The organism is Moorena sp. SIOASIH (assembly GCF_010671925.1).
Lineage (GTDB): Bacteria > Cyanobacteriota > Cyanobacteriia > Cyanobacteriales > Coleofasciculaceae > Moorena.
Genome location: NZ_JAAHIH010000005.1, coordinates 70,363 through 85,705 on the forward strand (window position 1 = coordinate 70,363; position 15,343 = coordinate 85,705).

Consider the following 15,343-nt stretch of genomic DNA (forward strand, 5'->3'; position numbering starts at 1 on the left):
GATTTAAATAGATAAAATGATATAATATGTGATTTTTAAATTATAACGACATGGGATATTGCACAAACTGAGGATATACGAGGCAAGTAACTCGATTTGAATTCAGTCATAATTCTCGGCTAGTACGTTATAATTTGTAACGTAAGCTAAAGAAACTTATCAATGAGTAACTCTGTAATTCATGCCTTTTTTCTGGGTAGGGCTGCAGCTCAAGCCATTAATCGGCAGCTTGAGGATGCTCTAACCAATGCCCTGAGTGAGTTAGGCAAGTTTGATGCTGAGCAGCGTGAGCGACTGCGGCAGTTTACCGAGCAGGTAATAGAAAGTGCCAATCGCGAAGCCGGAGCAGCAGCTGATTCTACTATTAGTAACACAGGTAGTAACACAGGTAGTAACACAGGTAGTAACACAGGGAAAACAGGATCGAAGCCAGCTGATCTGCAAGCCATGATTGATGAGCTGCGAGCAGAAATTGCCAGCTTGCGTACTGAATTAAAAAACTATCGCAAGCAATCTTGATAAGATTTATCGTTACTACCCTAGATTATCTACAAAAGTGAGTAGTTTCGACCTTCATAATCTTTTTTTAATAACCTGCTATTTTTTTGATAAAAACCTTACAGATAAATCCGAGTGTCTGCTCTTTCTCAGAAATCTATTAACCTTACACTAGATCAGGAACACAATGTGTCTAGGCAAAGTTCTATAGGTAAGCAATACAGCGAAAAAGCTTATCGGTGGAATCAAGAAAATTACTCCCGTCAAAGGCGTTTTATTGATATTTGGCGTTTTGTTTTAACCCTCATCACTGGGTTGTGGCTTGATGGTAAACCTTGGAGTTATCGGGGAGGATATACAGAGCAAAAGCACGCATATAGACGCAAAACACAAGCTATCTGGATTCGAGATACATTCTTAGATCTCGGACCAACGTTTATCAAAGTTGGACAGTTATTCTCCACCCGTGCTGATTTATTCCCCAGTGAGTATGTAGAAGAACTGAGCAAACTACAAGACCGGGTTCCTGCCTTTAGTTACGAGCAAGTTGAGCAGATCATCCAGGAAGATTTAGGAAAGCCCATCAAGGAACTGTTCAGTGGTTTTGACCCAATTCCTCTGGCAGCAGCTAGCTTAGGGCAAGTTCACAAAGCTCAACTTCGCAGTGGTGAAGAGGTAGCGATTAAGGTCCAAAGACCAGGCTTAAAAAAACTGTTTACTATTGATTTACAAATTCTTAAGGGGATCGCCTATTACTTTCAAAACCATCCAGACTGGGGGCGTGGTCGGGACTGGAGTGGGATTTATGAAGAGTGCTGTCGGATTCTTTGGCAAGAAATTGATTATCTTAATGAAGGCCGAAATGCAGATACATTTCGCCGCAACTTCCGCAGCTATGACTGGGTGAAGGTACCCCGTGTCTACTGGCGCTATACCTCATCACGAGTTTTGACCCTAGAATTTTTACCAGGGATTAAGATTAGTAGTTACGAAGCTCTAGAAGCAGCTGGCCTAGACCGCAAATTAATCGCTCGTCTGGGAGCAGAAGCTTACTTACAGCAGTTGCTAAATGATGGCTTCTTCCATGCTGACCCCCATCCAGGAAATATTGCGGTTAGTCATCAAGGCTCCTTGATATTTTACGACTTTGGCATGATGGGGCAGATTAAGGCCAATGTGCGCGAGCAACTGATGGAAACCCTGTTTGGCATTGCCCAAAAAGACGGTGACCGAGTGGTGACTTCCCTAATTGAATTGGGTGCGCTCTCACCAGTGAGTGATATGGGACCGGTAAGGCGCTCAGTTCAGTACATGCTGGATAATTTCATGGATAAGCCCTTTGAGGAGCAATCGGTGAGTAACATCAGCGATGACCTCTACGAAATTGCCTATGGCCAGCCTTTTCGATTCCCAGCAACGTTCACATTTGTGATGCGAGCCTTTTCTACACTGGAAGGAGTGGGTAAAGGCTTAGACCCCGAATTTAATTTTATGGAAGTTGCAAAACCCTTCGCACTAGAGATTATGACCAACGGCAACACTCCCGACAACAATAGCTTTATTAATGAACTGGGACGCCAAGCCGCACAGATGAGTAGTACAGCATTAGGTTTGCCCCAGCGCATTGAAAGTACTATTGATAAATTAGAAAGAGGAGACCTGCGCATTCGAGTGCGCTCTATCGAATCAGACCGGGTTTTACGACGGCTGAGTGGTATTCAGTTGGGAACCAACTATACTTTATTAATCAGTGCGTTCACCCTTTCGGCTACTATTTTATTTGTCAATGGTAATGTCGTACTAGCCTTGGTAGTCGTTTTGGTGGCAGCTATGTTAGGATTTGCCTTAATTAGGTTGCTCCGACGGCTTGACCGGTTTGATCGCATGTTCTAGTTGTTGTAAAGTCGTATTAACAAAACTCGCGGAATTCCCCACCGTCTTTAACGGTGGAGATGGATAGCTAGACGATAACTTGCGCTAGAATGGATTTGGTCGATGACCCGCCTGACTGACTAAAAGGCTACCTGTTGATATAGAAGGTATACAAAGTACTAGCTCCAGATCAGGGAAGAGACTTGCCCCGGCTGGTTAGCTATAGCTGTAATTCCAAGGTAAGTCTGTCGTAAAAACTATACATCTGCGGAAGGCGGATGTCTGCCTGTGGAGGACGCTGAGTAAGACCAATTCCAGTTTGCTGGTTGAGGCGTCGGCGGATGAAGCGGGAAGCCCTATTGACGAATAAGACCGTCCCTGATTGAGTTGAGATTGGAAGCCCCAGCCTCAGCGAAGCAGGCTGGGGTACTTCACACTGAATCAGGTCGATAATAATCATGTTTCTATCCATCAAAATCAAACTGAAGCTCACAGACGAGCAGAAAGCATCAAGCCAGTAAACAACCGATGTGATGAAAAGTTGCTTCGCCGGTATTACAGATCCGGGCTTACTACGTACAGTTAACCAAGATGACTACTACATAGACCCGGACGGTCGCTTCTTTATTGTTGCCGACGGTATGGGTGGTCATGCCGGTGGACAAGAGGCAAGTAAAATCGCCACTGAGGCGATTAAGACTTATTTGAATAAAGATTGGAACTCTCAAACTCCTTCTGATCAGTTACTAGAACAAGCGATCTATCAGGCCAATCAGGCTATCCTCAACGATCAGCAAACTCATCCAGAACGGTCAGATATGGGAACCACTGCCGTAGTGGTGATGTTCCGTCAAGACCAGTGTTGGTTTTCTCATGTAGGAGATTCTCGCCTCTATCGGTTCCGCAATTCTAAGTTAGAGAAGATTACAGAAGACCACACCTGGGTAGCCAGAGCCGTTAAGTTGGGAGAACTGACAGCTAAACAGGCTCGGATGCATCCCTGGCGTCATGTTCTGTCTCAATGTCTAGGCAGAAAGGACTTACCTAAAGTCAATGTCCATCGGATAGAGGTTAAATTATGCGATCGCCTTTTGCTTTGTAGCGATGGACTCACGGAAGAACTTTCCGATGAATTGATTGCTTCCTCTCTCCAAGAGAGTTCAAGTATTGAGCAGGCTCTGGATATCCTTGTTGAAGCAGCTAAAGACCAAGGCGGTAGGGATAACATTACTGTGGTTATTGTAGAGATTGGGGAAAGGATGAAAGGTTTTGGGTGAACGGTGTTGGGTGAAGGTGCGTTATTAACACACCCTACAGGTAGAGTTACTTCGTAAATACAGCTGTTGGATATACCAGTTACTAGCACTGAGGTAAAACAGAAAGCTCACTCCCTGGGCTTTCATAAGGTGGGAATTGCAGCTGTGGATGTTGATCATCATGACTCAGCAGAGCAAAACTTGAAGGCTTGGCTAGGGTTAGGGTATCAAGCAGACATGGCTTGGATGGCAAATCCTCGACGCTTGGATATTCGTGCCTGTATGCCAGAGGTGAAGTCGGTAATTTGTGTTGCTCTCAACTACTACACCCCTCACCAGCGTCCCGAAAGCCCTGAGTATGGCAAAATCTCCCGTTACGGTTGGGGCAGAGATTACCACAAGGTCATGCATAAAAAATTGAAGGAATTGATCTTTTGGTTACAAGCACAAGCAAAAGAAATCCAGGTGCGTTACTATGCTGATACAGGGCCAGTACAAGATAAAGTCTGGGCGCAGCGCTCCGGTATTGCTTGGATTGCTAAAAATGGTAATGTAATTACGCGGGAGTATGGCAGTTGGGTATTTTTAGGGGAAGTGTTGACTAACCTAGCATTGACTCCAGATACCCCTCACACTTCACACTGTGGTAGCTGTACCCGCTGTATTCAAGCCTGTCCAACGGGTGCTATTACCAAACCGTTTGTCGTTGATGCCAACCGCTGCATCGCCTATCATACCATTGAGAATCGGGCTGAAAACTTGCCGGAATCGATTAAACCCCATTTAGAAGGCTGGGTTGCTGGTTGCGACATCTGTCAAGATGTTTGCCCCTGGAACCAACGTTTTGCTAAAGAAACTGATGTGGTAGAGTTTCAGCCCTACCCTGAGAATGTGGCTCCTCGACTCACGGAATTAGCTACTATATCTGATCAGGAGTGGAATCGACGGTTTCCAGCTTCAGCGCTGCGGCGTATAAAGCCAAATATGCTACGGCGCAATGCCCAAGCTAATATTGATGCATCTCAAAAATCCGTTGACTAGCCATTGATTACTTGGGTGGCGAATTGCGAATTGCGAATTGCGAATTGTTAATTGTTAATTGCTCAATGAGTGTAAAAGTAATTCTTTTTGATTTTGATGGGACTCTGGCTGATACCCTTACTGCCATTGTCAAGATTAGTAATAGCTTAGCGGAAGAATTTGGATATCAGCCCACATCAGCTGAAAAATTGGAGCAAGTTAGACATTTAAGCTCTAGGGAAATTATTAAGCAATCGGGTATTTCGAGGTTTAGAATCCCGTTTTTGTTGAAAAAAGTCCAAAAACTATTACGCCAAGATATTCAAAGTTTAACTCCTATTCCTGGACTAATAGAAGTTTTAAACGATTTGAAATATGAAGGTTACCAATTAGGGATATTGACATCTAACTCAGCAGAGAACGTTAACCTTTTTCTGACCCATAATTCTTGGGTAAAGCTTTTTGATTTTGTTGACTCAGGGAGTCCTATCTTTGGAAAAGAAAAAGTTATTCGTAAATTCCTCAAAAAACATAATTTAAATCCTGCTGATGTGATCTATGTCGGAGATGAAACTAGGGATATTGAGGCAGCTAAAAAAAATACTATTAAAGTAGTTGCTGTCAGTTGGGGATTTTCTTATAAAGAAGTTCTAGCTCAATATCAACCCGATTTTTTGATCGACGAACCCCAGGAGTTATCTGAAGTAGTATCTAATTTATATCAATCAAAAGTTAAATCAAAAGTAGTTTGTTATTAGGAATGAGTTACTTGTTACTTAGGGCTTGCTGATTAACTCTCAAAGCATTGACAGATAAAGGTTTTAGCCTTGTTGGGTTTAAAAAAGTGCCAGCTTTTCGGTCGAAAAAGCTCATTTAATTCACATTTTGGGCAGACAAGAGCCGAAAAATCAAGGGACAATTCTTCCGACTACCTCCTATATAATTTCCATTTCTCCTAACTCCTGACTCCACACTCGCTGACTAATGCAGCCTCCAAGACTTGCCATGCAGCCTCGCCCATAGCATTCCCCTTATCATCGAGAACTGGATTAACTTCAGAAATCTCTAGGCAACAGACCTTCGGATTTGCCATAACTGTCTGGATGAGGACGATCGCCTCATTCAGATATAGACCATTCGGTTCAGGGGTTCCTGTTCCTTGTGAAACCGTTTCGCAGTCTAGACTATCAACATCAAAGGACAGATAAATTTTGTCACACCATTGCAGATGTTGCTCAATCAAACTGGTGTAAAACTCTGTTCCTTTTTCTCGGATATCCTCAACGCTATAGAGTTTAATCCCCAACTTGTCAATTAAGATTGAATGCTCTGGCTTGAAAAAGCGAACACCAATAAGAATCAAATCTTCCGACAACACCTTGGGTACAATACCACCCAACTCCTTGAGGTGAGTCCACTGTTTTTGTGCAGCCAGTGGCAGTTCATTCGACGAAGTACCTAGTAAAGTTCTGGCTTCTTGATCCAATGCTAACACTGCACCCAAGGGCATCCCATGCATATTACCAGAGTGAGTTGTGTAGGGTGAGTGCATATCACTATGAGCATCTATCCAGATAATGCCTAGGCGTTCGTTGGGATAGGCTTGTTTAACACCAGCGATCACTCCTGCGGCTGATGAGTGGTCGGCAGACAACACCAAGGGAAACTCACCTCTTTCCAAAGTATCTGTAACTGTGTTACAAGCAATTTGGCAGGTTTCAAGAATGTAGCGGAGACGCTTAGCTAAACCGCTCTTATGCCCCACGTCTCAACCCGTAGGGTGAGCGTGGGATGAATGGCGGACAGCAACTTTCGATTCATATTGAATATTAATTGTCGGAAATAGTAGAATGGTAAGGGAGGTGATTTGCCATGAGAACAGCCTATCAGTACAGATTGCGCCCGACTCAGCAACAAGCAGCATTAATTGACAGATGGTTGTCAATGTTATGCGCTCAATACAATTACTTATTGGCTGATAGATTCAACTGGTATGAGCAAAATCGCTCACCTGTTAATGCCTGTCCTCTGATTTGTCACTTGCCTCAACTAAGAATCAACCCTAATTACTACTCTCAAAAGAAGACTCTGCCTCAACTTAAGCAAGATCGACCTTGGTATAAGGATATTCATTCTCAAGTTTTACAGGATGTAGTTAAGAGAGTTAAGCTAACCTTTGACAGATTCTTGATCGGAGATAGTAGCGGCAAAAGAAGTGGCAAACCCAGGTTTAAGCCACTCAGTCGTTACAGAACTTTCACCTACCCTCAAATCAAACAATCCTGCTTGCAAGGTAATCGCATTGACTTACCAAAACTGGGTAAGATTAAGGTTGTCTTGCATCGTCAAATTCCTGACGGGTTCAAAATCAAGACGGTTTCTATCAGTAAAAAAGCTGACGGATTGTACGTTACACTTTCTCTTGAGGATAAGACCGTTCCTGAAATTAAAACAGATATCAATCCTCACTTAATCATTGGTATTGATGTTGGTCTAAAGGATTTTTTGACTACTTCGAGTGGTGAAACAGTTACAATACCTCAGCACTACCGTAAAGCTCAAAAAAGACTGCGGCTTATTCAGAAAAAAGTATCACGTCGAGAGAAGGGTGGTAATCGTAGACTCAAGGCTATTAAGTTGTTAGCTAAACAACATCAAAAAGTAGCTAACAAGCGTAAAGACTTCCACTTCAAAACAGCTAATCAATTGCTGTCAAAGTATGACGTTATTGCTCATGAGACTTTGAATGTCAAAGGTCTTGCTCGTACCAAATTGGCCTTATCTGTGTTGGATGCTGGGTGGTCAAGCTTTCTGTCGATACTGACAAACAAAGCCGAGAATGCTGGTTTGTTGGTTGTCCCAGTAAGTGCTCATAACACCTCACAAAATTGCTCCAGTTGTGGAGAGAAAGTACCGAAAAAGCTGCATATTCGCTGGCACGACTGCCCTCATTGTGGGTGCAGTCTTGACCGTGACCACAATGCAGCGATCAATATAAAAAATAGAGCGGTGGGGCATCCCGTTCTTAAAGCTCAGTTAATGTCCGACGGGATACCGGGAGTCGCTGAGAAGCCCACACTTACCCGATAGGGAAGTGTGGGAGTATGTCACCATAACGAAAACCTGGATTGTGGTTTTTATCTGCCAACAGAGCGTTACGTTCAGGCAACCGAATAATTGGGTGTTTGGAGAAAAAGTGACTGCCTGCTTTGTGAGCCGCCATCCGGATAGCATCTGGTCCCATGCTAGCACCCAACTGAGCTGCACCCAGTTCTGAGCAAATTTCAACGATTTTGATAGGGTTCATGTTTAAGAAGTCTCAACATTGCTTCGAGAGCAACAAAATAAGAATCGATCCCAAAACCTTGTACAACTCCAACTGCAGCGACTGACATCACTGATTTGATATTGCGCTTGTCGATGTTGGTAATATGAATTTCCACATAAGGTGGAGCGATGTAAGAGAGGCAATCCCTCAGAGAATAGGCGTTGTAGGTGAATCCTGCCGGATTAGCGAGAACCCCATCCACACCTGCTGCTACACTGGCATAAACCTTATTGATGGCTTCACCTTCGATATTTGTGTAGAAAATATCCAGTTCATAATCAAAGTCACTGGCGTGTTGCTTCAGCATCCGATCAAGCTGTTCAGCGGTGGTATCATCATAGGTGTTGCCCTGACGATAGCCCAGTGAGTTCAGGTTAGCTCCTTGAATGAGTAAAAATTTCATCAATAACCTCCGGTAGCTTGGATACCCCTACGTTTTAACCGGGGGAGGAAAGTTGTACAGTTTTTCACCTCCAAATCTGGCAGAATTATTGTGAATGGATATCGATGATAGACCCCCGTACTTTAGTCGGGGGTGACACCCAACCGGGTTCCTTACTGTGCTTTCATGTAATCTCCAAGGGTTTGGGTGAAAATCTGGATGCGTCGTTCAAAGGCGGCTTGAGTGTACCATGCACGGCGAGGGGTCAGAACAGTATTAGGCAGTGTCAGAAAACGTGAATCTTCATGGTGGATGTCCATCCCTGCATAGGAGAGCCTGCCACTACTTAGGGCTTCTTGTAGAGCAGAAAATTCAATCAGATCATCCGGTGAGATACTGATCAGAATTGCTCCTGGTTTGACTTTAGCAAAGGTGTTGTGATTGAGCAGATGGTGGGAATCAGCATTGAGGGATAGGGTTAGGAAAATGATATCGCTTGTACTTAACAACGTCTCTAGATCAACGGGTTGAGCCAGGTTGCTTTCTTTCGGCTTGCGGTTGCAGTACACAATGTTCATGCCAAAGCCTTGCAGCATACGAGCCACCTGGGATCCGATTGTCCCCATGCCGATGATACCCACTTGAGAGCCAAACAGTTCAATTCCCTGATGTTCAAAGATTTGGAAATCACCCGTACGAACTTTGTGATTGTAATCCATCAACCGCTTGGCGGCAGCTAGCATTAACGCAACTGCGTATTCAGCAACCGAGGCTCCAGTGAAGCCAGGGGTATTGAGCACTTTGATATTATGCTGTTGGCAATAGGCTTTATCAATATAGTCTGTGCCTGTGGTAATGGTGATGATCAGTTCCAGCTTCGGTAGTTTTTGCAAGTTAGCTGCACTCCAATCCATCAACGTGGTGATGAGGATATGAGTATCCGGATTGTTGGCGATCGCCTCTTCTAACGAAAAGCCCTCTGAATGATCCTGATACCACACCATTGCAATATCTGGAATTGAGTCAAAACAGGTTTCAGGGTATGGTTCCCGATTGTTCACAAATAAACAGTTTTTTACCACTCTGGATTGTCCTCTAATCACTTAGTCTGGTCAGCTACGGGATCTCAAGCCCCTGGCTTATTGGGACTTTAGCCAAATAAGCGCCCAAATATAGCCATTACTCGCTTTATATCTGATAAATACGTCCGGATTTTCCTAGAGCCAATGAACAAAACGGCAAGACATGGCATTGCGAGAAGCACTAAAGTTCCCCTGTACAAATATACTAAAGGTGCCCAAAAGTGCTATCGATTCTAGCTTATAGTACTGTGGAACAATAATACTACATCGGGACAGACCAGTTAAAAAAAATGCCTGAACATATTACTAGGATTAGATTACAGCGACATCGAAACTGGTTGCGTGTACGCTTAAGTATTCATTTTATCAAAACTTAGTGCGCCATTGCTTAAAAACTCCCTACCCATGTCGTTGAAACCGGTTTTCGTCGGTGGGTAGATACACACTGGCGCACGAGGAAACAGCTATTGTCGGATTTGGTTTGGAGTGGGTCAAAGCCTCCGAGGGAAAATGCCTGGAAACTGATTCGTCGGGTTCGTTTCACATAGGTGCGCTCTTACCATTAAGAATTAAATTCGCCACTGGTCGCACCTGAGTAATCATGATCCTGACCCGGCGATGGCCTGACGAAAACAACATGCTCAACTATGGTATCGACTGGAATTCAAAATGGAAACGTAGCAGTACGTGGTTGATTAGTTTTCTCAGTCAACTAGCCTTAATTTTTAGGTTCTACAATCCTTTTGTCATAGTTGATTGAGATGCTCTTACCCTGTATAATAGCTAATTTTTAAATTAAATATTAAGAAGCCTGAAAGCCTTGCTATGATTGCATTTTAGCATTAAGTATTTCAAGAGTTCTAGTTTAATGGAAGCCTTATACTACAAGGATTACAGCGAGTTTAAAAATCAGCTATAACTTGTATGGAATGCTCACTTTATGTTATTAATAGGCTGTTTAAGTCTACCTAGATAATTCAAAAATAATTTTACAGAGGTAGTGCTTGGTCATGGTGCAGCTAGTTAAAGGAACAATAGTAACTGATGCAAAGCTTACAATCACCTCAATGTCTAGGGCGAAGGATTGCAGTCAGTAACATTCTAGACGTAACCCTAAGGGATGGGGGCTATTTAAATCGGTGGCAATTTTCATTAGAAGAAACCACAAGCGTATTGAATTTTTTACGGGATCAGGGATTGAGTCAAGTTGAGGTGGGTTTTCTACGCACACCTGACAGAAGTACATCTCCAGTGAATGGTTGCCCAAAAGAGTTTTTAGCAGAGATTAAGCAGTTATATCCTGAGATGTCTTTAGTTTGTATGCTCAATCCAGCCGAGGATAACTGGCAGGCAGCAGTAGCTGACAAGTTAGACCAGATATCGCTGCTGCGGATGCCCTGTACCGCTGATCTGGTTGACAAGGCATTAGAAATCGCTAATCATCTTAAAAAACAATCCAGCCATCTCAAAATCAGTTTAAATCTGATCTGTGTTTCATCCTATTCACTGGCGGAAATTGAGTGTCTGCTCAGAACGATTGCCCCATCGAAAAACGTCGATATTGTCTACCTAGCTGATTCTAGAGGGGCACTTTATCCTCATGAGGTTAACGCCATGATGGCATTAGTCAGAGAGATTTGCCCACAATCGTTAGGGTTTCATGCCCACGATACTTTGGGATATGCAATTGAGAACTCTAACCAAGCCTTTGCCCAGGGTTGTGATTGGATTGATGTCACTTTAAATGGCTTTGGCTTAGCCGGAGGGAACACGCCATTAGGTGGGTATCTGGCTCACCACGATTTGCAATCCTCAGGGCAGTCGATTCAAGCCGAAGTCACGGATTTTTGCCAAAAGCATTTGCCTTTGAGGCACCCAGATGCGTTGACACGTCAACGTTATCGATTACTCGCTGCCAAAAATCTTGATCCGGTTTGGTGTGATCAATTGCTGGAAAAATATCCAGACACTCTGAATAAAAAAGTCGAAAAACTTCCCCGTCAGCATTATAAGAACATTGATTCAGTTTTAGACCTAATGATACGTTGATTAACCTGATAAATTCATGACTATAACTTTGTTCAACAGAAAAAAATAAGTTTTATTCTGTTGAACAAAGTTATTCCGACAGTATGGTTCAAACCAATTGAACAGTAAACTTAAAAAGATAAAGATGATCGTAATGCCTGAAAGTGACGTATCATGTCCGCCCCTGGCAATGGACATCATTATGGAGGTTTTTGATCGCCCCAATCATCAAGGACTGGAACCTATCAATTTTGGTAAGGGAATTTCTTCCTTTAACCCATTTGATCACGTGGATGTAAATATCGATAGTGTGCTGCTCGGTCACCACGTCGGGTACGGCAATATCAATGGTATTAACAGTTTGCGTCAAGCCATCTGCCGCTACTATCAGGAAAAATTTGATTACGATCTCTCCCCAGATCGGGTCTGCATTACGAACGGTGCTTCTGGTGCGTTGACCCTTGCATTTGCAATGCTACTGAATAAGGCAGATGAAATCATCCTATCTGAAGCTTGCTATCCAGCTTACAACGTATTAGCCAAGATTTTTGGGGTAAATTGTCGTTTAGCTCCCATGGGAGATGACTATTGCATTGATATTGAACAATTGCCAAACCAGATTTCCAATAAAACTAAAGCAATTGTGATCAATTCACCCAGCAATCCATACGGTACATTTTTGCAAGACCATCAGCTCGAAGCGATCGCTAATTTAGGTGTTCCCGTTATTTTTGATGAAGTCTACCAAGCTTTACCCCTCAACGATGAACCCATTCCCAGTGCCATTCGTTTTTCTGACCGTCATCTGATAATTAGCAGTCTATCGAAATCCTTGGCAATTGCTGGTGTCCGGGTAGGATATTTGATTGTGCCTGAATCACAGGTGGAATTGATGACCAACGTCAAAGCCGTTCTCAATATGTGTACCAGTTTACCCAGCCAACTGATTGCGGAGAAGCTGATACAACACTGGGATGAATTGGTGAGCAAACACCGATATCTGTTGCGCTATAACTGGTTACTGTTTGAGCGCACAGCCAAACGCCTTGGATTAAAACTGCGAACTCACCCTCAAGCCGGATTTTTTGCGTTAGTAGATGTGGCTGAGGCAGAAAAAGATGCCATGGAATTATCCCTGCATTTGGCTCAGAATTATGCCCTAAGTTCTGCTCCCGGCATTGATTTTCATGATCACGATCATGCCTTTTTGCGATTAAATTTTGCCAGCCCAGCCCATCACATTGAAACCGGTTTAACCCGGCTTGCAGGCTATCTGCTTGGCTCAGAACAATCCCTACAGCAGCCAGGCAGAAAGAGTGCGGCAGTCAATGCAAGTCATGGAGCAAAAAACCTTGGGCAAAAGTCATATATTGAGAGCAAGTGAATGATATGGCTGATACTAGTAACGCGATCGCTGATGTTGTAGTGGTAGGGAGTGGTTTTGCCGGTCTGAGTGCGGCGATCGCTGCGTCCCAAGCTGGTGCATCAGTCATTGTCTTGGAGAAGGAAAACAGCCTCGGCGGTAACTCAGTTGTTAGTGGAGGAACTTTGACCGTTGTGGGTTCTCCGATTCAAGCCAGAGAAGGCATCCAAGACTCTTTCAGTCTGTTGAAATCAGATATGTGCCAGGCAGGGGAACAGAGAAACAATCCGGGCTTGGTTCAGCAGGTGATCGAGCAATCCTACCCCACTTTTGAGTGGCTCACGAATGAACTTGGTGTGAAATTCAAGGATCGAGTGGATCAGTATGGTGGCCACTCCGTACCTCGCAACCACACACCACAAGACGTGTCAGGTGCCGCCATGATCACTGCACTGTTGACTAAAGCCAAGCAACTCGGGGTCGAAATTAGAACCCAAACTCGCCTGAGCAAATTACTGGTAAACTCCCAGAGAGATACCCATCCGATCCTCACAGGAGTAGAAGTGCAAACAACCAAGCCATCAGCTCCGATCCAACAGATTAACGTTAACCAGGGAGTCGTTTTGGCAACAGGGGGCTTCTCCGGAGATACCGGTTTTCGGCAGCAATACGCTCCCCATCTCCCCCCCAATCTGGATCACACTAATGTTCCCAATACCAGCGCAGAAGCCTTGGTAGAAGCCATCAGAATTGGTGCCCAGTGCCTCGATTTGGATCAGATTCAGCTTGCTCCCTGGGTCTCTCCAGATGAAACAGGCTATGGCATTGCTCCACTCTTTGCTAGCTATACGGTGCTAGCCTATGGATTAGCAGTTGATCCGGCTACTGGAAAACGCTTTATTAATGAACTCGCTGATCGCAAAAGGTGGACAGATAAGTTGTTAGAAATTGGTCATCCTTGTATTGGTATTGCCGATACTGTGGGAATGCAAAATTCTGGCATTGATATCGAACCTGATTTAGATCGAGGCGTGGTGAAAAAATTTGAGACCCTATCATCTTTAGCAAGCACGTATCAGATTCCTTTGGAGGCGCTAGACTCAACAATCCGTCGATATAACTCCTTTGTGGAGCAGCATCAAGACCCAGAGTTTGGTAAATTTATACGGGATTATGCCAAGCCGTTGAGTTCCCCCTTTTATGGCGTTCGATTATGGCCTAAAGTCCATTACACTATGGGAGGCCTCAAAATTGATGTTCGCGGGCGGGTTCTGGGGAAAGGCGATCGCCCGATTATCGGGCTATATGCTGCAGGAGAAGTCACAGGCGGTATTCACGGAGCCTGCCGTCTAGGGGGGTGTGCCATCACGGAATGTCTGGTTTTTGGGCGAATCGCGGGTAGAGAAGCTGCAACCCACACTCAAGTCCCTTCCTAGAAGCCTCAGTGACCAATCACATCCATTTTTCAATCGTAATAATAATTAACTTTCCCTAATGGTAAAAATGATTGACTCTCCCTCTCAATATTTGTAAGATATTGATGATTTTTTTTGAATCAAGAAAAAAATGATTTCTTCATCCTTCAAATTAACAGATCAAGATATTGCAAATTTTCAAAAAAAATGATTTGTCAAGCTGAAAGTTTTTCTTGCACCAGAGGCAATAAAATGTCTTGATGGAATATTAGAACAGGAGCTTGAAGATACAAAAGTAGCCTATGATGATGCATTTTAAAAGTATAAATTTGATATGAAAAACAATGAATATATCGAAATAATTCTGCATCCTCTATTTCAATCAACATTCGCGAAGCTTTGCGAATGCTCGTTATTCTATACTCAACACATGGCCTATGAAATAGAGAAAAACACAAATTCAGGATTCTAGTGGCACGCCGATATGTTGAGTTTTGCCTGCCAGCAATTAGAAGATTTTAGCTGTACCCTTTGGATTCCCTTAACCAAGATAGATACAGATGCACAAGGAGGAGGGATGAGCTATGTCTCAAAGGAAAAATTTTCTGGAAGATTTCTTTATGACTATGCATGCATCCTTTCTTCTTATGTACAAGGCTTGCCACAAGATGCAGCTCCATCGAAAGAGGAAATGGGACGTTTAGAATCTTTGATGGTTAACTCACCTGAGGTTGATACAATTCTCAGAACTCAGGCTGAAACGGATGACTTTGAATTAGGCGATGCACTTGTATTTGACAAGGAGGTGATGCATCGGACTTGTTTATTGACCGAGGGTCCCATTAATAGGAGAAGAGCCTTTGTGATGAGATTTATCGCAGCAGATTCAACCTATGATTTAAATAGGGTTCAAAAACTTAAACCCTTTATGGACATTTTGGGCTACAGCTTTTTCACTACTTTTGCCCTAGATATCTGTAAGGAAGAGGGTGAATTGATTATGGAGAGTCCATTGTTTAATACGACCAGAGCTAAAAGACTGATCCCAGTTAAGCAATAGGGATGTTTGATACCAATTTTTATTGTTTTCTAGATAAGC

At 43.5% G+C, this 15,343-nt stretch carries 14 protein-coding genes; 10 read left to right on the plus strand and 4 right to left on the minus strand.

The window, feature by feature from the left end:
- The first annotated feature begins 162 nt into the window (after nucleotides 1-162).
- The 5 genes from F6J90_RS27395 to F6J90_RS27415 all read left to right on the plus strand — a co-directional run bounded on the left by F6J90_RS27395 (nucleotide 163) and on the right by F6J90_RS27415 (nucleotide 5,404).
- Complete coding sequence (locus tag F6J90_RS27395) at nucleotides 163-519, plus strand: DUF6825 family protein (protein ID WP_293100925.1); 357 nt, start codon at nucleotides 163-165, stop codon at nucleotides 517-519.
- A 168-nt stretch (nucleotides 520-687) separates the two neighbouring features.
- Complete coding sequence (locus F6J90_RS27400) at nucleotides 688-2,391, plus strand: AarF/ABC1/UbiB kinase family protein (RefSeq protein ID WP_293103215.1); 1,704 nt, start codon at nucleotides 688-690, stop codon at nucleotides 2,389-2,391.
- Nucleotides 2,392-2,903: 512 nt separating this feature from the next.
- Nucleotides 2,904-3,647, plus strand: a complete 744-nt coding sequence (locus tag F6J90_RS27405; RefSeq protein ID WP_293100926.1) for a Stp1/IreP family PP2C-type Ser/Thr phosphatase — start codon at nucleotides 2,904-2,906, stop codon at nucleotides 3,645-3,647.
- A gap of 66 nt (nucleotides 3,648-3,713) precedes the next feature.
- Nucleotides 3,714-4,667 (plus strand): tRNA epoxyqueuosine(34) reductase QueG, encoded by a 954-nt coding sequence (gene queG, locus F6J90_RS27410; protein WP_293100927.1) that lies wholly within the window; start codon nucleotides 3,714-3,716, stop codon nucleotides 4,665-4,667.
- A 65-nt stretch (nucleotides 4,668-4,732) separates the two neighbouring features.
- The gene (locus tag F6J90_RS27415; RefSeq protein ID WP_293100928.1) at nucleotides 4,733-5,404 is read left to right on the plus strand and encodes an HAD-IA family hydrolase; all 672 of its coding nucleotides are present in this window, start codon (nucleotides 4,733-4,735) and stop codon (nucleotides 5,402-5,404) included.
- Nucleotides 5,405-5,601: 197 nt separating this feature from the next.
- Here F6J90_RS27415 and F6J90_RS27420 read toward each other — a convergent pair whose 3' ends face one another.
- Complete coding sequence (locus F6J90_RS27420) at nucleotides 5,602-6,411, minus strand: arginase (RefSeq protein WP_293100930.1); 810 nt, start codon at nucleotides 6,409-6,411, stop codon at nucleotides 5,602-5,604.
- Nucleotides 6,412-6,518: 107 nt separating this feature from the next.
- Between F6J90_RS27420 and F6J90_RS27425 the strand changes: the two genes are divergently transcribed.
- Nucleotides 6,519-7,736 carry a transposase gene (locus F6J90_RS27425; RefSeq protein ID WP_293090593.1) on the plus strand — a complete coding sequence of 406 codons (1,218 nt, stop codon included), beginning with the start codon at nucleotides 6,519-6,521 and terminating at the stop codon, nucleotides 7,734-7,736.
- Here the strand turns inward: F6J90_RS27425 and F6J90_RS27430 are convergent.
- From F6J90_RS27430 to F6J90_RS27440, 3 genes are all read right to left on the minus strand, one after another.
- Nucleotides 7,726-7,953, minus strand: a complete 228-nt coding sequence (locus F6J90_RS27430; RefSeq protein WP_293100932.1) for a hypothetical protein — start codon at nucleotides 7,951-7,953, stop codon at nucleotides 7,726-7,728. The genes F6J90_RS27425 and F6J90_RS27430 overlap by 11 nt on opposite strands.
- Nucleotides 7,931-8,377, minus strand: coding sequence for a type II 3-dehydroquinate dehydratase (locus F6J90_RS27435; RefSeq protein ID WP_293065056.1), 447 nt, complete (start codon nucleotides 8,375-8,377; stop codon nucleotides 7,931-7,933). The genes F6J90_RS27430 and F6J90_RS27435 overlap by 23 nt, the downstream gene beginning before the upstream one ends.
- Nucleotides 8,378-8,529: 152 nt before the next feature.
- The gene (locus F6J90_RS27440) at nucleotides 8,530-9,417 is read right to left on the minus strand and encodes a D-isomer specific 2-hydroxyacid dehydrogenase family protein (protein ID WP_293100933.1); all 888 of its coding nucleotides are present in this window, start codon (nucleotides 9,415-9,417) and stop codon (nucleotides 8,530-8,532) included.
- 1,065 nt (nucleotides 9,418-10,482) lie between these two features.
- Here F6J90_RS27440 and F6J90_RS27445 point away from each other — a divergent pair.
- From F6J90_RS27445 to F6J90_RS27460, 4 genes are all read left to right on the plus strand, one after another.
- The gene (locus tag F6J90_RS27445; RefSeq protein ID WP_293100935.1) at nucleotides 10,483-11,487 is read left to right on the plus strand and encodes a hypothetical protein; all 1,005 of its coding nucleotides are present in this window, start codon (nucleotides 10,483-10,485) and stop codon (nucleotides 11,485-11,487) included.
- Nucleotides 11,488-11,620: 133 nt separating this feature from the next.
- On the plus strand, nucleotides 11,621-12,850 hold the full coding sequence (locus F6J90_RS27450) for a pyridoxal phosphate-dependent aminotransferase (protein ID WP_293100937.1): 1,230 nt from the start codon (nucleotides 11,621-11,623) through the stop codon (nucleotides 12,848-12,850).
- Between the two features lie 5 nt (nucleotides 12,851-12,855).
- On the plus strand, nucleotides 12,856-14,265 hold the full coding sequence (locus tag F6J90_RS27455; protein WP_293100938.1) for a flavocytochrome c: 1,410 nt from the start codon (nucleotides 12,856-12,858) through the stop codon (nucleotides 14,263-14,265).
- A 463-nt stretch (nucleotides 14,266-14,728) separates the two neighbouring features.
- Nucleotides 14,729-15,304 carry a hypothetical protein gene (locus tag F6J90_RS27460; protein WP_293100940.1) on the plus strand — a complete coding sequence of 192 codons (576 nt, stop codon included), beginning with the start codon at nucleotides 14,729-14,731 and terminating at the stop codon, nucleotides 15,302-15,304.
- Nucleotides 15,305-15,343: the final 39 nt, after the last annotated feature.